Annotated in this window: 20 protein-coding genes and 3 pseudogenes; 11 read left to right on the top strand and 12 right to left on the bottom strand. The window is 67.5% G+C overall.

The features are described from left to right. Positions 1–7: 7 nt before the first annotated feature. Positions 8–1,255: an alpha/beta hydrolase family protein gene (locus tag KI385_RS42945; protein ID WP_238577397.1), complete on the bottom strand. Its 1,248-nt coding sequence runs from the start codon at positions 1,253–1,255 to the stop codon at positions 8–10. A gap of 52 nt (positions 1,256–1,307) precedes the next feature. Between KI385_RS42945 and KI385_RS44370 the strand changes: the two genes are divergently transcribed. From KI385_RS44370 to KI385_RS42920, 8 genes and pseudogenes are all read left to right on the top strand, one after another. Next, positions 1,308–1,502: a winged helix-turn-helix domain-containing protein gene (locus KI385_RS44370; protein ID WP_342593515.1), complete on the top strand. Its 195-nt coding sequence runs from the start codon at positions 1,308–1,310 to the stop codon at positions 1,500–1,502. Beyond that, positions 1,495–1,683, top strand: a complete 189-nt coding sequence (locus tag KI385_RS44365; protein ID WP_342593514.1) for a hypothetical protein — start codon at positions 1,495–1,497, stop codon at positions 1,681–1,683. Before KI385_RS44370 ends, KI385_RS44365 begins: the two co-directional genes overlap by 8 nt. Before the next feature lie 209 nt (positions 1,684–1,892). Continuing rightward, positions 1,893–2,057: pseudogene (locus tag KI385_RS44115) on the top strand (helix-turn-helix domain-containing protein); the annotation flags it as partial. A 186-nt stretch (positions 2,058–2,243) separates the two neighbouring features. Then, a pseudogene (locus KI385_RS42935) lies at positions 2,244–2,396 on the top strand (IS5/IS1182 family transposase); the annotation flags it as partial. Between the two features lie 286 nt (positions 2,397–2,682). Then, the gene (locus KI385_RS44360) at positions 2,683–2,841 is read left to right on the top strand and encodes a hypothetical protein (protein WP_342593513.1); all 159 of its coding nucleotides are present in this window, start codon (positions 2,683–2,685) and stop codon (positions 2,839–2,841) included. Continuing rightward, a complete protein-coding gene (locus tag KI385_RS44355) occupies positions 2,838–3,116 on the top strand; it encodes an NUDIX hydrolase (protein ID WP_342593542.1) in 279 nt (92 codons plus the stop codon). The genes KI385_RS44360 and KI385_RS44355 overlap by 4 nt, the downstream gene beginning before the upstream one ends. Further along, complete coding sequence (locus tag KI385_RS42925) at positions 3,110–3,565, top strand: hypothetical protein (protein ID WP_238577396.1); 456 nt, start codon at positions 3,110–3,112, stop codon at positions 3,563–3,565. The genes KI385_RS44355 and KI385_RS42925 overlap by 7 nt, the downstream gene beginning before the upstream one ends. Before the next feature lie 212 nt (positions 3,566–3,777). Continuing rightward, positions 3,778–5,154, top strand: coding sequence for an IS1380 family transposase (locus KI385_RS42920; RefSeq protein WP_238577395.1), 1,377 nt, complete (start codon positions 3,778–3,780; stop codon positions 5,152–5,154). A 271-nt stretch (positions 5,155–5,425) separates the two neighbouring features. Here the strand turns inward: KI385_RS42920 and KI385_RS42915 are convergent, their stop codons facing one another. From KI385_RS42915 to KI385_RS42880, 8 genes and pseudogenes are all read right to left on the bottom strand, one after another. Beyond that, the gene (locus KI385_RS42915; protein ID WP_238577394.1) at positions 5,426–5,779 is read right to left on the bottom strand and encodes a hypothetical protein; all 354 of its coding nucleotides are present in this window, start codon (positions 5,777–5,779) and stop codon (positions 5,426–5,428) included. A 1,361-nt stretch (positions 5,780–7,140) separates the two neighbouring features. Then, a pseudogene (locus KI385_RS42910) lies at positions 7,141–7,787 on the bottom strand (transposase); the annotation flags it as partial. Positions 7,788–7,934: 147 nt separating this feature from the next. Next, entirely contained in the window at positions 7,935–8,894 is a 960-nt protein-coding gene (pip, locus tag KI385_RS42905; protein ID WP_238577393.1) for a prolyl aminopeptidase, read from the bottom strand. Between the two features lie 339 nt (positions 8,895–9,233). Then, complete coding sequence (locus KI385_RS42900; RefSeq protein ID WP_238577392.1) at positions 9,234–9,641, bottom strand: hypothetical protein; 408 nt, start codon at positions 9,639–9,641, stop codon at positions 9,234–9,236. Beyond that, positions 9,610–9,822, bottom strand: coding sequence for a helix-turn-helix transcriptional regulator (locus KI385_RS42895; RefSeq protein WP_238577391.1), 213 nt, complete (start codon positions 9,820–9,822; stop codon positions 9,610–9,612). The genes KI385_RS42900 and KI385_RS42895 overlap by 32 nt, the downstream gene beginning before the upstream one ends. Positions 9,823–10,365: 543 nt before the next feature. Further along, positions 10,366–10,548: a hypothetical protein gene (locus KI385_RS42890; protein WP_238577390.1), complete on the bottom strand. Its 183-nt coding sequence runs from the start codon at positions 10,546–10,548 to the stop codon at positions 10,366–10,368. Positions 10,549–10,578: 30 nt separating this feature from the next. After that, positions 10,579–10,797 (bottom strand): hypothetical protein, encoded by a 219-nt coding sequence (locus KI385_RS42885; protein WP_238577389.1) that lies wholly within the window; start codon positions 10,795–10,797, stop codon positions 10,579–10,581. A 71-nt stretch (positions 10,798–10,868) separates the two neighbouring features. Further along, complete coding sequence (locus KI385_RS42880) at positions 10,869–11,183, bottom strand: hypothetical protein (RefSeq protein ID WP_238577388.1); 315 nt, start codon at positions 11,181–11,183, stop codon at positions 10,869–10,871. On the opposite strand from KI385_RS42880, the gene KI385_RS42875 reads away from it, so the two are divergent. The 3 genes from KI385_RS42875 (at position 11,096) to KI385_RS42865 (ending at position 14,155) form a co-directional block, all read left to right on the top strand. Then, positions 11,096–11,686, top strand: coding sequence for a transposase (locus KI385_RS42875; RefSeq protein WP_342593541.1), 591 nt, complete (start codon positions 11,096–11,098; stop codon positions 11,684–11,686). The two genes, KI385_RS42880 and KI385_RS42875, sit on opposite strands and share 88 nt — an antisense overlap. Before the next feature lie 53 nt (positions 11,687–11,739). Continuing rightward, complete coding sequence (locus tag KI385_RS42870; protein ID WP_238577387.1) at positions 11,740–12,924, top strand: IS701 family transposase; 1,185 nt, start codon at positions 11,740–11,742, stop codon at positions 12,922–12,924. Between the two features lie 199 nt (positions 12,925–13,123). Further along, complete coding sequence (locus tag KI385_RS42865) at positions 13,124–14,155, top strand: tyrosine-type recombinase/integrase (protein WP_238577386.1); 1,032 nt, start codon at positions 13,124–13,126, stop codon at positions 14,153–14,155. 66 nt (positions 14,156–14,221) lie between these two features. Here KI385_RS42865 and KI385_RS42860 read toward each other — a convergent pair whose 3' ends face one another. The 3 genes from KI385_RS42860 to KI385_RS42850 all read right to left on the bottom strand — a co-directional run bounded on the left by KI385_RS42860 (position 14,222) and on the right by KI385_RS42850 (position 17,433). After that, positions 14,222–15,118, bottom strand: a complete 897-nt coding sequence (locus KI385_RS42860) for an aminoglycoside phosphotransferase family protein (protein ID WP_238577385.1) — start codon at positions 15,116–15,118, stop codon at positions 14,222–14,224. 309 nt (positions 15,119–15,427) lie between these two features. After that, positions 15,428–16,174 carry an SOS response-associated peptidase gene (locus KI385_RS42855; protein ID WP_238577384.1) on the bottom strand — a complete coding sequence of 249 codons (747 nt, stop codon included), beginning with the start codon at positions 16,172–16,174 and terminating at the stop codon, positions 15,428–15,430. Positions 16,175–17,154: 980 nt separating this feature from the next. Further along, a complete protein-coding gene (locus KI385_RS42850; RefSeq protein WP_238577383.1) occupies positions 17,155–17,433 on the bottom strand; it encodes a hypothetical protein in 279 nt (92 codons plus the stop codon). Between the last annotated feature and the right edge of the window lie 289 nt (positions 17,434–17,722).

The raw sequence follows: 17,722 nt of genomic DNA, 5'->3' as shown, positions 1-17,722 counted from the left end.
TCTTCACCTACCGTCGCGCCAGCCAGGTCGCGATCTCGTCTACTACCGCAGTGTCGACGTGCCCTGGCCGCGCGTACTCGGCCGGGGTGGGCCGACCCTGGCCGGTAAAGAAAAGGTGGTTGGCGTCCGGGTGGATCCGGATCGCCACCTCGGGGCGGTCTGCCAGGGCACTCTGCCAGCGCGTCAGGTCGTCGGCGACGGTCACCTGGTAGTCCCGCCCGCCCTGCAGAATCAGCATCGGGCAGGCCAGACCGGCTGCCGTGGCCACGGGATCGTAGGCACGCAGGTCGAGCCAGTAGGCGGCGGAGAGCCCAAGCGGCAGCAGCTCCGACGGCGTGTCAGGCGTGAGTTCGGGGCCCGCTACCAGCGCGGCCTGCCGGACGAGCGCCGCCACAGCCTCGTCCGCGCTCGGGTGGGGGGCAAGCGCGGTGAGATAGCGGGCCACCCGGACGGCCGCCTCGTGCATCGGCTGCGCGTCCGCTGCGAGCAGGACCAGGCCGGCGATCGACCGGTCGGCGGCGGCGACCCGGGGTGCCACCTTGCCGCCCATGCTGTGACCGAGGAGGTGGATGCGGTCCGCGTCCACCTCGGACTGCTGCCGGAGCAGCCGGACGGCGGCGAGCGCATGCGGCAGGTACTCGTCGGCCATGGTGAAGTCCGATGGCAGACGGTCAGGCTGCGTGAAGGTGATCTTGTCGAAACGCAACACGGCCACATGCCGGGAGGCGAGCCCCCAAGCGAGGTCCTTGAGCGGCTTGTTCGGGCCGGTGCTCTCGTCCCGGTCGAACGCGCCGCCGCCGCTGAGCAGCACCACAGCGGGCCACGGTCCGGGGCCGACGGGCAGGCTCAGCGTTCCGGGCGCGGCGAGCGGCCCGGTGCCAAGCAGGACGTCTCGCTCAATGAACTGGGTCGGCTCCGCGTAGTGCGGCGGCTGCCACTCGGCGGCGTCGTCCGGATCGAGCCGCAGGCCGTGCAGCAGGCCATCACCGCCAACCGACGTGACCACGGTGAAGTTGCCGTCGGCGCACTTCACCGGGATGCGCACACGTACCGGGTCGGCCTCACCGGCCGCGCTCACCGGCTCCCCGATCTCCCTGACCTTGCCCCGTCCGGCCGACTCCGCCGCCCACGCGAGCCGCAACGCATCCGCGGAGACCGCAGCGCGCAGCGGTGGCGCGAACAACTCCACAATCTCGGCGAAACGCTCCGCCCGCAGCAGCGCGGCAAAGCCCTGCGCTACCTCCAGCACCTTCACTTCATCTGTTCGCATATTTGAGAAAGGTAGCAGTTATGAGAAAGTTTGGCTCATGGATTCTCTGGAGCTGCTCGCCCACTCCATCCGGCTGCGGATCGTCCATGCGATGGGCGGCGGAAGGCTGCTGACCACCGCTCAGCTCTGCGCCCGGATTCCCGAAGCCTCCAAGGCCACCGTCTACCGCCACATCGAGCTGCTGGTGGGCGGACGCCTATCTCGACCGCGACCAGGCCGACCCGGTGGCTGACCAGGTGGGCTACCGACAGCATGCGCTCTGTCTCAGCCCGGCAGAGCCAGACGAACTGATCGCTGAGCTGCGCGCGGCCATCGCGCCGAGGCTGTCCAACCTGCCGAGCCCCGAGCGCGCGCAGTACCTGCTGAGTCCGATCCACTTCCCGGTGGAACCCCCGCAGCAGGAAGCCGAGTAGGCGACGCTGAGGCCGATCGCTGAGGGGCAGTTCTGTGCGGCGCTGTGCCCTCCGCGCAGGCGGAGGTGGGCCGGCCGGCTCACCAACGCATGGGGAGAGGACCGATGTGCTCTCCGCGCGGCGGAGGTGAACCGGTCACCAGACGCGGAGGCAAGAACAAGGTGAGGTGCTCTCCGCGCGGGCGGAGGTGAACCGTCCTAGGTGAACTCGCAGGGCTGGATCGGAAAACGATCTACCGTATCGAGCGCGCGACGTACTCGACATCCATCGATCACCTCGCGGTGATCGCTAAGGCTCTCGGCGTCGACCTAGCCTCGCGCTTTCATGAGGTGGGCTGCCCAGAGGTTGATCATAAACACGGAAAGTGTCCTTGACCTGCAACGATAGGACTTGCTGAGGGTCCTGTTGGTTGCAAGGGAAAGAGCACCTTCCAGGTGAAGCACTGAGCTGTTTCAGAGTGGCCACTGATCGGGTGACGCTGGCGGTGGGCGCAACGCACGAGGCTCCCGTGCCGTTGGGGGAGGTATTCGAAGTCTCAACCCACTGGCACAGGAGCCCCGTTGGTTCCGTATTTTGCCGCACTCAACCTGCCCCACGCCCTGGTCGAGTGGGTCACCATGCTCATCGTCACCCGCGAGGGTGACCGCCGCTGCAAGCTCCCACCGCACCAGCGTGCGCTGGTCGGCCTGGTGTACCTGCGCAGGCACGACACAGCAGGTGAAGGAGCTGGTCGAACCGTTCCGCCCGTACCTCGTCCAGCCCGACCACACGTTCTACCTGCGGTGCACGGACGCCACCCTGCACGACCCGTATGGCCGGAAAACAGGACTACAACCAGGACGACGACATGGTCAACGTCCCCGGCCGGCTGACACGACTCCGCACCAATTTCGACAAAATCGCCGCCGCTGACCCCACAGGCGTCATCATCGACACGGACGACAACACCCCCGCCCAACTCGCCGACATCATCACCGCCTACCTCACGGAAGCGAGCCCATGCCCCAGCTTCAGGACGCCTCCGTGGTCGTCGCCCGCACCAAAGACGGCCGGGTGGCCGTCCTGTCCTCCCGCAGCGCCGAACACGGGGAGATGTTCCTTCCCGGTGGCCGGCGCGATCCGGGGAGACTCCCGAGGACTGTGCGCGGCGGGAGCTGAAGGAAGAGGCCGGGGCCGAGGCCACCCGGTGGCAGCATCTCGGCACCTACGCGAGCACCCTCGGAAGCAACGCCCGCCTGTCGCTGTTCCTCGCCGAACACCTCACGCTCGGACCACAGGAACTCAACGACACCGAAGAGGACTTCAAGCTGTCCTGGTGGCCGATGAACGAGGCGATCCAGGCCGCGCAGGACGGCCGGTTACACCTCCCCGGCGGTCCCCTCGCCCTGCTGCTCGCCGACCGCACCCAACCCAAAGGAGTACCGGAATGCTGAAACGTACGGGAACTGTCGTGGCCGCTGCTGCCGTTGCCGCACTTGCCCTCCCCGCCGACGCCCACGCCGCCGCCATCGCCTGCGGCGGGTCCGTCTCGACCCAGGGCATCTCCGGTAACGGCTGTATCAGCGCGGAGCGGTGGAAGGACGGCCACGTCTTCATGCGCAACATCACCGCGCACACGGTCCTGACGAATACGCGCCCGCACGCCTCCTGGGTCGAGTACGAGGCGTACTTCCGCGTCGTCTCGGGCGGTCACTGGGTGAAGATCGGCAACGGGCGTACCGTCGTCCAGCGACGGTCCACGGTCGGCCCCATCGCCATCGGCTCCACGGATCGCGTCTGCGGCCCGGTCAACGTCAAGGTCGAGATCCGCGTCCATGTCAGGCCCGCAGGGGGCGCCTGGTCCAACTGGAGCAGCGCCGCGACCTCCCAGTGCCAGACCTGACGCTGCCAGACCTGAGCCTCAGCACACGCAGCGCCCCCGCCTCCGCGACCAGGAGGACGGGGGCTCTCGTGTTTTCTGCGGAGGAATTAACCTCGCGCCTTCACGAAGCGGGCTGTCCGGCAAGTGATCAGGCAAGCAGAAAGTGCCTCTGACCAGCGAGAATGAGGAGTGCTGAGGTCCTTGTTCCCGCCCCTGTCGGAGGCACTTTCCAGGTGAAGCAGCCTATCGGGTCCTATCCCCATGTCCTTGTCCGGGACGACGGCCGGGCCGTGGTCTCGCAGGCCGGTTCAGTGCTGCTGGCCGAAACGGTCCGCAGGACCGGCCTCGACCAGGCCATATCCGCAGCACTCGCCCCCTGGCGGAAACCGCGGGCCGTCCACGACCCGGGCAAGATACTCATAGATCTTGCGCTGGCGGTCGCGCTTGGCGGGGACTGCCTCGCCGACATCGCGATGCTGCGGGCCGAGCCGGCCGTGTTCGGACCGGTCGCCTCCGACCCCACGGTCTCCCGCCTGATCGACACCCTCGCCACCGCGGACGAGAAGGCACTGAACGCCATCCGCACCGCCCGACACGAAGTCCGGGCCCGCGCCTGGTCGTTGGCCGGCAGCCAGGCACCGGACACCGATGGGCAGGTGATCGTGGACCTGGACGGAGTCTTGGTCGTCTCCCACTCCGACAAGCAGGATGCCGCCCCGACCTGGAAGAAGACCTACGGCCACCACCCGCTGATGGCCTTCGTCGACCACGGGCCGGGCGGGACCGGCGAACCCGTCGCCGCTCTCCTTCGGCCTGGGAACGCGGGCTCGAACACCGCCGCCGACCACATCACCACCGCTCGCCTCGCCCTCGCCCAACTGCCCAAGAAGTACCGGCGCGGACGGCAGACCCTCATCCGCTGCGACTCCGCGGGCGGCACCCACGAGTTCGTTTCCTGGCTCGCCCAGCGCGGGCGCTGGCTGTCCTACTCCGTGGGCATGGTGATCACCCAGGCCATCCACCAGCACGTGCTGAAGATCCCCGAGTCGGCCTGGACCCCGGCCATCGAGACCGGCGGCGAGGTCCGCGACGGGGCCTGGGTCGCCGAACTCACCGGCGATCTGATCGAGGGCTGGCCGAGAGGGATGCGGCTGATCGTCCGCAGGGAACGGCCCCATCCCGGCGCCCAGTTGAGGATCACGGATGCGGACGGCATGCGGATCACCTGTTTCGCCACCAACACTGCCGGTCGTCCCATCGCCGCACTTGAGCTCCGTCACCGGCTGCGGGCCCGGGCCGAGGACCGGATCCGGGCCGCCCGCGCAACGGGAATGCGCAACCTGCCCCTGCACGACACCGCGCAGAACAAGGTCTGGCTGGAGATCATCCAGCTCGCGCTCGACCTGCTGGCCTGGATGCCCATGCTCGCCCTCACCGGCAAGGCCCGGCTCTGGGAGCCCCGCCGGCTTCGGCTCGGCCTCTTCTCTGCAGCCGCTCAGCTCGTCACGACCGGCCGGCGTCGCATCCTCCGCATCGCCCGTCACTGGCCGTGGACCGGCGAGATCACCGCAGCTCTCGCACGGCTCGCTCTCCTACCGAAGCCCGGCTGACCAGCTACTTTACGTCCCTACGAGGAGCACCACTCCTACCGCAGCAGTGGAACCCGGCGCCCACCCGAGGCGACACTTGGGCTGTCGGCCTGCCCGCCCTCAGCCACCGAAAGCGAAACGGTCCGCCGACTCCGTCGGCAGACCGTCAAGAAAGTTCGAGACTAGTGGCACTCTTCACGGATTCGTAGCCGGCCACACGACGGATTGCCGGGCACACGAGTCACCCCGCCCGCAGCATGCACGGACGGGGCGCGATGAACTTCCGGGGTACCTACTCGACGTTTCCACAACTGCTGTTGGAACAGACGAACTGCGATTCGCCGGTAACCTGGTTGTTCTCATCAACCTCGACGGTCTTGTACATGGTGCCGCCGCATGCGCTGCAGCCGCGGGTCTGCATTTGCTGTCCCATCTCGGGGTCCTCTTTCAGCGAGGGGGCGCGGCTACCGCCGCGCAGAGCAATAGCGTGATCCAGCAGGTCGAGAGTCTCCCGCCGCATCCGCTCACGGATTTCGATGTCCACGGCTGTCTCGCCCGCCGCCGCGACCCGGCCGCATGTGCACCAGTACCGGCCGCCGCCCGGTCCCGGCGGCACCATCTCGGTTTGGCACACGGGGCATTCCACGGCGATCACTCCTTGACGTATCCGCACCGCGAGCAAACAGAGATCTGCTGCCCGTCAGAGTCCCGCTGGCCCCACATAGTGCTCTGGCACTGCGGGCATCCACTGGTCTGGATGCCACGCGGCCCGAGCGGCGGCGGGTCAGGGGTGGCAGCGACATACGAAATGACCAACTCTCTGTCCTGCGCGCTGTCCCCCGCCATGCGAAGCAGGGTTGCCAGCCGCGTACGCGCTTCGTCGGCGAAGGTCCCCATACGGCGGAGGGTATCGAGCGCGGCGCATTCTCACAGCTACCTCCAGTCGGATTACACCCTTGGGTGACATCCATTTCGTTCCCCCGTGCCGGCCGGCCGCCACCGTCAGGGGAGCGGCGGCCGGCTTTCCCACGGCGCCTCTCACGGGGGCGTCGGCGCCGGGGAGTCTCAGGAGGGGCGGAGAAACGGCGGGTCTCCGGGAAGCCGCACACCGGCGCCACGGGCGAGGATGCGGGCCACCGCCTCAGGTACTGCGCCAGGCCCGACCGTGCCAGCCCTGCACGGGCCGCACACAGTGTCCGTGATGCACGGCCCGGTGGCGGAGTCGATCTGGACGTCTCGCAGGTCGAGGTTCGAGCCGCAGGCGCAGCGCGTCGATTCGGTCGCGAGTCGCTCCCGTTGCAGGCGTGGTGCGTGGTCGCCGCGTAACCGTGGTGTCCGCGCTGTTCGGATGGGATCACACACGTCATCGTCTCGGGCCGCGCAGGTTAAGGGCAGACCACATGCCGGGGCTGACCGCCCCCGAGGATGCCGACAGCGAGGACGAATACGTGCGCGGCGAGGCACGTCCAGTACGTGGCAATCCGCCGCTGGCGGGGCGTCACGGCTGCCTCCCCACCAGCACGGCACGGACGCTGTCGCGGTCGAACTCACCCCTCCACCCCCTCTCACACCCTCCTACAACCTCTCTCAACTCTCAGAACTTCACCGATGCCTACTGGACGGGCACAGCGCGCGGAGTGCCGACACGGGCGCGAGCCATCCACCTCCTCGGCCAGATGCTGACCAGGATCGGAACCAGACTCACCCGGTCACACGCCAAGCAATGAGGTCACCGCGGGCACGGCGCACCGCGTGCTCGCCCGCGCTGCTATTTCCCGTGAACAATCACGGGCCTCAAGATCCGCAACTGCCGCCCAAACCAGCAGACAAACCCTGCCACTGGACGTGGACGAAGCCACGCGCCGGAATCGCACCGAACTGGTGCTGCCCCGGCGCACCATCTGCTGCAGCCTCTGCCCTTCCTGGTCGGTCAACCCGCGCACGCGGACAGGCTCAGTTACCACGCCCCCCAGCAGTCGGATCGGACGCCACCGCACATCCACCGCCCCACGGCAAGCGGGTGACGTCATAGCCAGCGTCGGAGGCGATGACGATGTCCGGGTCGCCTGTTTGCCACTGGCCAGCGGCGATGAGCCGTCCGGCGACGCCTCGGAGCTGGGTGGCGGTGACGGCGGTCGCATCGTCGACGGGCCCGAGACGAACCGCGTCCAGGATCGCGGTCCAGAAGGTGGCGCCCGTCTCCAGAACGGCGACGACCGAGTACGGCCGGCCGGGGATGAACTGCGAGGCCGTCTTCGCACGGCCGTAGACGTGGCAGAACAGCCGCTCCGGCGAGCACGGCGCGTCCGATCGCAGCCACGGCGAGACGTCCACGGCGAGGACCAGTCGGCCGTCGGAGAATCGCGGGAGCGGCAGGCCGACCAGTACCGTCCGCAGCCGGTCAGCATCGATCCGCCCGTCATTGAGACCGTCGTACATCGCTCCGTGCCAACGGCGGTGCTCCGGCAGCAGTGTCAGGTCCACGGCCGACTTGACCGCCCGTCCGTGCGCAGCACGGCATCCGACAGCTCGAACAGTTCATCGCGCCTGGCGGTCAGACACTCGTAGCACTCGCCCCGGAAGCGTGACGCTTCCACGAACGCCTCGCTCTGGGCAGCCTTGGGCAGCAGACTCACCTTCACGGCCTTCGTCATGGTCACGGACACCTCCGTCGGAGCACATGATCAGACGAACGCCGCCTCCACGTCCTGTGAATGCCCAGGTGAGCTACCCGGTTCGAGACACCGTTCGAGGCGGGAGAACAAGTTGAGCACCAGCGGGATCGTTCGCTTCAGTTGAGCTCAACGCCGCGCGAACCGCTCAAACGCGCCGTACAGCGCCGCGCTCATGGCAGCGCTGCCCTTGTGTCCCGAGTCTTCGATAGTCACCAGGTCCGCACCGGGCCAGGCTCGGGCGAGTTCCCAAGCCGTGTCAAGCGGTCCGCTCATGTCGAGGCGGCCGTGGATCAGGATGCCGGGGATGCCTGCCAGGCGTCCCGCGTCGCGGATCAACTGCCCCTCCTCCAGCCACCCTCCATGGGCGAAGTAGTGGGAGCAGATCCGCACGAACGCCAGCATGGCCCGAGACGGCATTTCGCCGCACGGGTTGGGCTTGCCATGCGGTTCCGCGGACAGGACTGCGTCCTCCCAAGCACACCAGTCGATCGCAGCCTTGGCCCGCACCTCCGAGTCAGGGCTCTCCATGAGACGCGCGTACGCCCCGACAAGATCGCCATCACGGTCGGCCTCGGGGACACCGTCGCGGAATCGCTCCCACGCTTCGGGGAAGAACCGGCCCACACCCCGGTAGAGCCAGTCGATCTCGTAGCGACGGGTGCTGGTGACAGAGACGAGCACGATCTCCGACACCCGCTCCGGGTACCGCTCGGCGTACGCGAGGCTGAGCGTGGCGCCCCACGAGCCGCCGAAGAGCAGCCACTGGTCGAGACCGAGGTGCGCGCGCAGCTGCTCCATGTCAGCGATCAGGTTCTCGGTGGTGTTGAGCTTCATGTCGGTGGCAGGGTCGCTCGCGTGGGGTGTGCTTCGGCCGCATCCGCGCTGGTCGAAGAGGATAATCCGGTAGCGTTCCGGGTCGAACGACTTGCGCGGCCCTGTCGAGCAGCCCGAACCGGGGCCGCCGTGGACGACGAGGGCGGGCTTGCCGTCAGGGTTCCCGCAGGCCTCCCAGTAGACGAGGTTTCCGTCGCCGGTATCGAGCATTCCGTGGTCGTAGGGTTCGATCGGCGGGTAAGGGGCGGCCATATCTGGCTCTTCTCCATCGAGTTCGTCGAAGGCGCAAGCCGAACACAATACGCGCAGACCAGGCCTGCTCTTCAGCCTTCGACCGATGGTCCGGAAGTTGAAGAAACAAGTTCAGTGCCTGTTGGTGATGTACACATGCCAGAAGCGGCTCTGCTGCTGAGCGGGGGCTTTCGTGAAAGGCATGGTCAGTCGTGAAAGGCATGGTCAGTGGCGATGACGGGGCTGAAGAGGCCGGGTTGTCGCCACTGACCGTTCGGGGTGTGGGCCGCCGGTTGTTGCAGGTTGATCGCGTTGCCTGGTCGGGACATACGGTGGCGAGCCGTTCGAGGCACTGGCGTCTCAGGTATGCCGAGACCAGAAGGCGACGAACACGATGTAGGAGATGGCGGCGGTGGCCACGAACCAGAAGTAAGGATCGCCGCTTCTTCCGGATGCCAGTTCACCGATGAAAGCGTAGAGATTCCCCACGGTAAGTACCACGCCCGTGCCGGCCCAGGCTCGCCCTCCGATCCGGGCGAAGCGCTCGTCGGGGGCCTTCTCGGTGAGGCCCTGATAGGTCTCGCTCCGGCGTCCCAGCAGCACTAAGGCAAGACTGCAGACCGCCAGGATCCCGAACGTCACCAGGCCGATAGCGAGTCGGCCGCCGAAAGTCGCGGCCACGAGACAGGCGCCTCCGAGGGCGAGGAAGAAGCCGGGGACGGACCGCCTGGCTCTGTTACTGGTCATCTGCTGGGCTCTCATCGACATGAAACATCTCCTCAACGCTGACTTCGAAGAACTTGGCCATGGACAAGGCGAGCGGCAGGGAAGGTGTGTACCGCTCGGTCTCGATGGCGTTGATCGTTTGCCGTGAGACCCCGAGGGCTGTCCCTAGCTGGCCCTGGGAGAGTCCTCGTGACGACCGCAGTTTCCTGACGCTGTTTCGCACGTGTAAAGCTTGCTTGTCACCCTGCGTTGGTGTCAAGCGTGCTTTACAGTGCTGGCGGGCCTGCGGGTCAGGCGTCGCAACACGCGCCGGGACGTCAGGTCCGCGACACGACCCTCATCAACTGCTAACCCCACGACATTAATGGGAGTTGAGGAATGCGAGACACGCCAAGAAAGCAGCGACAAACCTCTTTCAGACTGACCAGATGAGTGGGCGCAAGGCCGGCCGGGACGAGAAGGACGCCCAGGGCGAGGTCACTCACCATCACGGCTGGGGCGCCAACAAGTTGCACGCCACGATCCACTCTGTGGCGGAACTGGCGGTGCTCGGCATCCTCGCCGCCGCCATCCACCTGCCGCTGACCGCGTGGCCGGAGTCGCTATCGATCGCAGATCCCAGCGTCAGTGGGCGCTGGGTCTGCGGTCGGGCGCGGCTAGCCGAAGGGGTTGTCGGGAAAGCGGTTTGCCGAGGCTGCTGGCTCGCCGACGAACACGGGAGCCACCGGAGTGGCCTTGGGGGCGGGGGCCGATACCTGTTCCTGCTTCACGCCGGGGGGGGCAGGAAGCAGGGCGTTTCCATTGAGAAGACGAGTGCGTTGCCGCGTCCGTATGTCTCCACCGAGACGAAGAGGTTGTCGCTGCCGCCTTTGGCGTCCATGAGCACTTGCGATGGCTTCTCGCGGTAGCCGTTGATCTTGTAGCCCTCGGCTTCGAGCTTCTTGCGCATGGCGCGCAAGGCCTTCCCGCGCTCGTCTCCTCAAATCGCCGCCCGGACGGAGTAGGAGAGGTCAAAGCGGCCGTCGGTGGCATGTTCGTGGTTCTTGCCGAAGCACTCGTAGAACTCCTTGTCCACCGTCTTGTCGTCGGCTGTGAGGCCGTACTGGCTGGCTGGTGAGTCGATCAGTGTGCGGGCCGAGCGTTCGGCTCCGTCCCTGCTCTTGACGGGCAGTGGGTCGTTCTTCCCGGAGTCGGTCATGCATCCTCCAGATGCGAGCAAGGCTACGAGTGTGAGCACGCTGATACGGCTGTGGCGGCGGATGCGGCCGGTCACCAGTCCGACCCCTCTGTCTTAGGCGGGTGGGGGTGGGGGTAGGGGTAGGGGTGGGGGTGCACGCGATGCTTCCCTTCTCCAGGAGGCATTCCTGCGATGATGCGGCCCTGGTTGGCGAGGCTTTCGCTGTCCTTGTCCCAGTAGCCGCCGTGCCCCGAGGTGTCCACGTCGAACACCTTGCCTCCAAACTCCTTCTCCGCAGGTTTTTCTCCTAGAGCCTTGCCTGAGGCGTCGGTGGAGACGATGTCGTCGGGCGCCCAGCCGGCCCAGACGCGGTCCGGGTCCATGTTCAGGTCCTTGGCGTGGTCCACTGCCATTCCCCCGCTCGCGCGGCGGGTTCACCACCAAACTCCACCTGAGCGCGGACGGCCGCTGCCGCCCGCTGTCCGTCATCGTCACACCGGGCCAGCGGGCGGACTGCACGCAGTTCAAGCCGGTGCTGGAGAAGATCCGCGTCCCGAAAGCCGGGCCGGGCAGGCCCCGCAAGAAACCCGACAGCGTCGCGGCCGGCAAGGCATACAACAACGGGCCATGTCGTGAGTACCTGCGGCGCCGCGGCATCCGGCACACGATTCCGGAGAAGACCGACAGTCAGGCCGCCCGCCTACGCAAGGGTTCACGCGGCGGACGGCCACCCAGCTTCGGCGAAGAGCGGTACAAAAAACGCAACACTGTCGAGCGGGCCATCAACCGACTCAAGCAACACCAGCCGTGGCCACCCGCTATGACAAGCGCCGCTACGTCTACCTCGGGACCGCCACCGCCGCAGCCCTCACCATCTGGCTCCGAACATGATCGACCGGACAAGTCCTAATACTGCAACGGTGTTTGCCGTGACGGTTGGGCAGGCTGGTCGTTGGTCTGGTCATGGGCGGGGACCTTGCTGCTGTCAGGGCGTGGGCCGGTGAACTGGACGCTGTGCACGACCGGTTCGTGCACAGGTTTTCCAGGACGGAGCCGCGGGAGTCGGCGCTTGCCTATATGCAGGGACTGATCGCCCCGCTTGAGCGGAAGAACGGCTGGACCCTGGCCGAACAGGCCGGTCATGCCGCTCCGGACCGTATCCATCGGCTGCTGAACCGGATCGAGTGGGAGGCCGATGAGGTCCTCGACGATGTGCGTGACTACGTCGTCGAGAACCTCGGCGACCCCGACGCGGTGCTCATCGTGGACGACACCGGCTTCCTGAAGAAGGGGACCCGTTCGGCAGGTGTGCAGCGGCAGTACTCCGGGACCGCGGGACGGACGGAGAACTGCCAGGTCGGCGTCTTCCTCGCCTATGCAGCTGGCGGTGGCCGGACGCTGATCGACCGCAGGTTGTATCTGCCCACCTCCTGGACAGACGACCGCGAGAGATGCCGCAGGGCCGGTATCGACGACGAGGTCGGCTTCGAGACCAAGGTCGTCATGGCCAAGAAGATGGTCCGCCGTGCGATCGCGGACAAGATCCCGTTCCGGTGGGTGACGGCGGATGCGGCCTACGGCTTCAGCAAGGGCTGGCGCCATGAGCTGGAGCAGGCCGATGTCTTCCACGTCATGGCCACCACCCGGCACGACACCGTGGTCACCCGCTGGGCCTTGGACCATCCCGTCCACGACCTGTTCACGGGCCTGCCGCGGCAGAAGTGGAAACGCCGCTCGTGTGGGAACGGCGCTCATGGGATGCGGGTGTTCGACTGGGCGCGTGTCGAAGTCCGTCCCTGGCACCGCGAGGACCGCCGCCACTGGGTTCTCGCCCGCCGCAGCGTCAGGCGACCCGAGGAAATCTCCTACTACATCGCCTACTGTCCCGCCGGCACCACTCTTGATGAGTTGATCCAGGTTGCGGGCAGCCGATGGGCAGTCGAGGAGTGCTTTCAGACCGCGAAGCAGGAGTGCGGCCTGGACGACTACCAAGTCCGCCGCTATCCCGGCTGGCACCGCCACATCACCCTGGCCATGGCCGCACACGCCTGCCTGACCGTCCTGCGGTCCCGTGAACTCAATGCCGGGAAAGCAGAAACGGATCCTCCCAGCTCATCCACCTCAGCCTCGCCGAGATCAGACGCCTGATCACCCGCCTCACCAACCGCCAACCCACACCCGTCGACCACATCCTGCACTGGTCACACTGGCGCCGAAAGCGACAACACCAGGCCCGCATCAGTCACTACACACGACGCGGACACAGCCCATAGAACTGCCCAGCCATCAGCACAAACACCGTTGCAGTACTAACACCCTCTTCGTCCGGACCAAGAACGTCACGACCGTGAACGCCCGCGATGAGCAGGGAAAACTGCACCACTTTGCCCAGTCCGAGCACCGCGCCTTTTGGGCCTGGGCCTCAGTGGAGTTCCTCCGCCACACCGGGGCCCGCATCGAGGAAATGTTGGAGGTCAGCCACCACGCCATGATCCAGTACCGGCTGCCCACCACCGGCGAGATCGTCCCGCTGCTCCAGATCGCCCCGTCGAAGACTGACCAGGAACGGGTCCTGCTCGTCAGCCCCGAGCCGGCCGACGTGCTGGCCACGATCATCCGCCGGGTCCGCGACCCCCGGACCGGCGCCATCCCGCTCCTGTCCGCCTACGACTACGAGGAGCGCACCTGGAACCCGCCGGCACCGCTGCTCTTCCAGTGGGACCGCGGCGGTGAAAACTCCCGCATGACTGGCGAGTTCATCCGGAAAGCACTGGGCGACGTCCTGGACATTATTGGCCTGACCGACTCAACCGGCCAGCCCCTGGCCTTCTCTCCACACGACTTCCGGCGTCTATTCATCACCGACGCCATCCGCTCCGGCCTGCCACCGCACATCGCCCAGGTCATCGCTGGCCACGCCAACATCAACACCACGATGGGCTACAACGCCATCTACCCCGCCGAGACCATCGAAGCCCACCGCGCCTTCATCGCTCGCCGCCGCGCGCTCCGCCCGGCCGAGGAATACCGCACCCCTACGAACGCAGAGTGGGACGAATTCCTCGGTTACTTCGAGAAACGAAAGGTGTCCATCGGCACCTGCGCACGCGCCTTCGGGACCCCATGCATTCATGAGCACGCTTGTGTCAGATGCTCACTCCTCCGGCCGGATCCGGCCCAACGGGCACGGCTCGTCGACATCCGCGACAACCTCCTCGCCCGCATCGACGAAGCCGAGACGGAAGGCTGGCTCGGCGAGGTCGAAGGTCTCCAGGTCAGCCTGGCTGGCGCTGAGGAGAAGCTCCGCCAGCTCGATCGGGGCCACGGGCAGCATACGGTCGTTGCCCTTGGCATCCCCACCACGTGTGGTGATCGATGAACCCACGAAGGTGGGCTGCCGCATGCCCCTCAACCAAGATCGAGAACACGTTCAAAGAAGCGTGCGTCAAACGCCCTTCAGAACACGATCAAGTGCCGCCCGGCCTGCAGGTCCCCACTTCGGCTTGCCGCCGGGAAGGCCCCGATCTCCGTTCTGCCCCATGAGCATCAGGAAGAGGCTCTTCATAGCGGCCAGCCCGCGGGCGCGCCGGATCGCCGCCTCGTCTGCATGCGCGTACATGTCGAAGAACCGTGAGGCCGTGCCCGCGGGCAGCAGCACCCATGCGGCGGCGAGGTCCCACGCCGGATCGCCGGCGAACATATCCCCGAAGTCGACGATGCCCGAGAGCGTTCCGTCCGAGACGACGACGTTCGCGGGGTGGAGGTCGCCGTGCACCCACACCGGCGGGCCCTCCCACGCGTGGGCCGCAACGGCGTCGTCCCAGACGGCCCGGACATCGGCAGCGATGTCGTCGGGGGCAACGGCCTGGAAGAAGTTCTCGAAGCCGTCCGTGCAGTTCTTGGGATGGGCACCGCGGTCCGTAGCGATCGGCGCCTCGGCGGGCGCCTCCACGTGGAGCGCCCGGAGGAAGCCCGCCAGCGTGTCGGCCGCGTGGTCGCCGCGGCTGATCGAGCCGTGGTCCAGCGGCTCGCCGGGAACCCACGTCATCACGGTCCAGTGCTTGGGAAAGCGCTCGGACGGTTCGCCGAACCGCACAGGGTTCGGCACCGGGAGCGGCAGACGCGGGGCCAGCACGGGGAGCCACCGCCGCTCCTTGAGCTGGAGTTCTGGGGTGGGGTCCATGCGCTGCACGCGCACGGCCAACTCGTCCCCGAGACGCCACATTTGGTTGCCCCAGCCGCCCGCCACCTCGCGGATGGCCAGCCCTGCAAGGTCTGGATGTTGCTCCTCCAGCAGGACGCGGACCAGGTCTGCGGTGATCTCGATCTCGGTGTCGGTCATGCGAAGTCACAGTACCAAGGCGGCAGACGGAGCGGGCTCTCGCTCTCCGGAACATCTCGCTGTGATCCCTCTGGCATCACCAATTCGGTTTCAGAGAGCTACGGATCAGAGGCTTGGGACAGACCGGCCCCAAGTTCAGAGAAGCGACCAGGCCGAAGGAGACCGTTCCCTGCCAGAGCGATCGCACGACTCGACGGTATGCACAGACCACCCGGGGCACCGCCCTTCAGCATCCGTCCGGGGGCAGCGAACCGACTGCGGCAGCGGGGTGTCGTGGCCGCCGCCCGGGGCTCCGGCGACCGTTCTCCTTCAGACGTCGGTGTGGTCCCCGGCGATCTCGTCCAGGAGGTGTCGGCCGTTGTTGCGCACGTTGTTGACCGCGGTGGACACCGCGCGGGCGTCCAGGCGGCCGGCGGCGGGGGCTGCCAGCAGGGCGCGCAGTTCGCCGGCGTCGTGATGGGCGGGGTCGAGCCAGGTGCTCCAGTCGGCGGGGGCGATCGCCAGGGGCATGCGGGGGTGGACGCGTCCGGCGGCGTCGGTGGCCTCGGTCGTGATGATCGTGCAGGTGGTCCACCACGCTCCCGGGTCGTCGTCGGCCGCAGCCGGGTCGCGCCAGAACTCGTACAGGCCGGCGAGCGCCATGACCTGGCCATCTTGGGGGGCGATGAAGTACGGCTGCTTGCGGGCCTTGGTCGTCTTGGTTGCCGCGACGGCCTGCCATTCGTAGAAGCCGTCCGCCGGCAGCAGGCACCTGCGCTTGGCGAACGCCCGGCGGTAGGCCGGCTTCTCCGCGACGGTCTCCACCCTCGCGTTGATCATTTTCGCGCCGACGTTCAGGCTCTTCGCCCAGGACGGCACCAGGCCCCAGCGCAGCGGCCGCAGCTGCCGGGTGACCTCGCCGGTGTCATGCTCGACGCGTTCCAGGACCGACCACACGTTGTCGGTCGGGGCCACGTTCCAGCTCGGTTCGAGAGCCTGGTCAGGGTCCCAGCGTGTGACGTCGAACAGGTCGACCAGATCCTGCGGACGGCGGGTGGATGCGTATCGGCCGCACATGCCCCCACCCTGCCACGCGGCTGTCCGCCGGCCAGCACGAGGTCCCACCGGCCGTACGGGGGCGCCGCCCCGCACCTCAGCCGACGCGAGCGCACTGGAGACCGAGCCCGACTGAGGCGTGGCCGGTGCGGGCACGGACTCCGGGGCTGGCGCGACAGTGGTCCGCCAGGCCGCAGCCATCAATGCCTCACCTGCTCGGATCGCTGGCCCTCGCAGAGCCCCGTGGGCGCACAACGCCGACCGCATCCATCTCCTGCCAAGTGATTCCGGCCTGCGCTTCATCTTGCCGATCACCGGCTGCGAGAGGGGCGGCGGTCAGGACATGTAGAGCGCGCCGGAGGGCTGTCAGGTGCTGGTTCTGGAGGTCGAGCAGCACGCGAAGCCGACTGGCTTCTGCCTGTGCCAGCTCACGGCTGTGACGTTCCTCGACCAGTTGTCGCTCCAACGCCGAGGTGTCTTGGCTGTCGGGCCTCACTGCTTCCGCCTCGATTTGCCCTGCGGGAGCTGCCGGCGAATTCAGTAGCCCGGCTGCTCGCAGATCGTCCGTCGGGATCTGCCAGCCGTGTTCCCGATCCAGCACGGCGTTGGGGAAGCTCCCCTCCTCCCGTCGGCGGCGGATGGTGGACCGGCTCACCCCCGCACGCGAGTGCGGCATCACGCTGGGACAGCAAGGAAGGGCTCATACCTGGTGAACGAGCATGTCCATTGCCAGCTACCCAGCCGTACGCAGCAACTGGACGAGGAACCTCCCTGGGATGCGGTTTGCCGTCGGTTGCGCGCGGTCTGCCGTGTATGAGCCGGCCCCGGCGTCTCGCAGGCGACTCCGTGGTGGGCGGCGGTCCAGCAGAGCCTCGGTCTCCTCCCATTCCCGGCACGCCCCGCAGAGCGCATCGCCAGGAAGCGTCGGCGGTTAGGGCGTTGGCGTACCCTTCGCGCCGCTTGGTGGCTGCGGCAGGGGCCATGACGGCGCCCAGCCCGGTTCAGTTGCACGCGGTGAGTTCTTCGATGCGGGTGGCGAAGTCGGCATCGGGCAGCGGCAGTTCAACAACGTCGACGAAGCCGAGGGCATGCGGTACGTAGGCGATCACCGCGGTGGCGGCGGCAGAGAAGTCCGCATCGTCGTCGCGCAGGAATTCCAGGATCCACAGGGCCGCCATCAGGTCCCGTCGGTCGGCCCATTCGGGAGCGCGGGGGATGTGGACCTCCAGGCCGGCTTGGTCGTACCAGAGGCGCGCTTGTCCCGCCTCCCCCAAGGCCATGTGGTGCAGATACAGGCGGCAGGCGGCGCGGGCGCCGGTGTCGCCCGCGCCGGCGGCGAACTGCCACCAGAAGAGTCGCCGCCCGCATCGACGACCGGCCCGTGAGCGCGGACCTGGCGGGTCTGGACTCCACCACACTCGCGTGCCTGGCCGCCCAGCACGCCCGGTGAACGCGGTGACATACGCCGACGAACGCCTGCGCGACGACGACCTCGCGTACGCACACCGCACCGCGGCCACGGTGCCGGGCCTGGTGCACCATACGGTGCCCGGTACCGCCGAGACGGTG

This window comes from Streptomyces inhibens (assembly GCF_022221585.1).
GTDB lineage: Bacteria > Actinomycetota > Actinomycetes > Streptomycetales > Streptomycetaceae > Streptomyces > Streptomyces inhibens.
This window is presented reverse-complemented; position numbering and strand designations above follow the sequence as displayed.

Excerpts from the sequence above, each read along its gene's own strand:
- KI385_RS44370 (WP_342593515.1), top strand. The coding sequence starts at position 1,308 with ATGGATTCTCTGGAGCTGCTCGCCCACTCCATCCGGCTGCGGATCGTC.
- KI385_RS44360 (WP_342593513.1), top strand. The coding sequence starts at position 2,683 with ATGCCCCAGCTTCAGGACGCCTCCGTGGTCGTCGCCCGCACCAAAGAC.
- KI385_RS42925 (WP_238577396.1), top strand. The coding sequence starts at position 3,110 with ATGCTGAAACGTACGGGAACTGTCGTGGCCGCTGCTGCCGTTGCCGCA.
- pip (WP_238577393.1), bottom strand. The coding sequence starts at position 8,894 with ATGGCCGCCCCTTACCCGCCGATCGAACCCTACGACCACGGAATGCTC.
- KI385_RS42900 (WP_238577392.1), bottom strand. The coding sequence starts at position 9,641 with ATGTCGATGAGAGCCCAGCAGATGACCAGTAACAGAGCCAGGCGGTCC.
- KI385_RS42890 (WP_238577390.1), bottom strand. The coding sequence starts at position 10,548 with ATGCGCAAGAAGCTCGAAGCCGAGGGCTACAAGATCAACGGCTACCGC.
- KI385_RS42885 (WP_238577389.1), bottom strand. The coding sequence starts at position 10,797 with ATGACCGACTCCGGGAAGAACGACCCACTGCCCGTCAAGAGCAGGGAC.
- KI385_RS42870 (WP_238577387.1), top strand. The coding sequence starts at position 11,740 with ATGGGCGGGGACCTTGCTGCTGTCAGGGCGTGGGCCGGTGAACTGGAC.
- KI385_RS42860 (WP_238577385.1), bottom strand. The coding sequence starts at position 15,118 with ATGACCGACACCGAGATCGAGATCACCGCAGACCTGGTCCGCGTCCTG.
- KI385_RS42855 (WP_238577384.1), bottom strand. The coding sequence starts at position 16,174 with ATGTGCGGCCGATACGCATCCACCCGCCGTCCGCAGGATCTGGTCGAC.
- KI385_RS42850 (WP_238577383.1), bottom strand. The coding sequence starts at position 17,433 with ATGGCCTTGGGGGAGGCGGGACAAGCGCGCCTCTGGTACGACCAAGCC.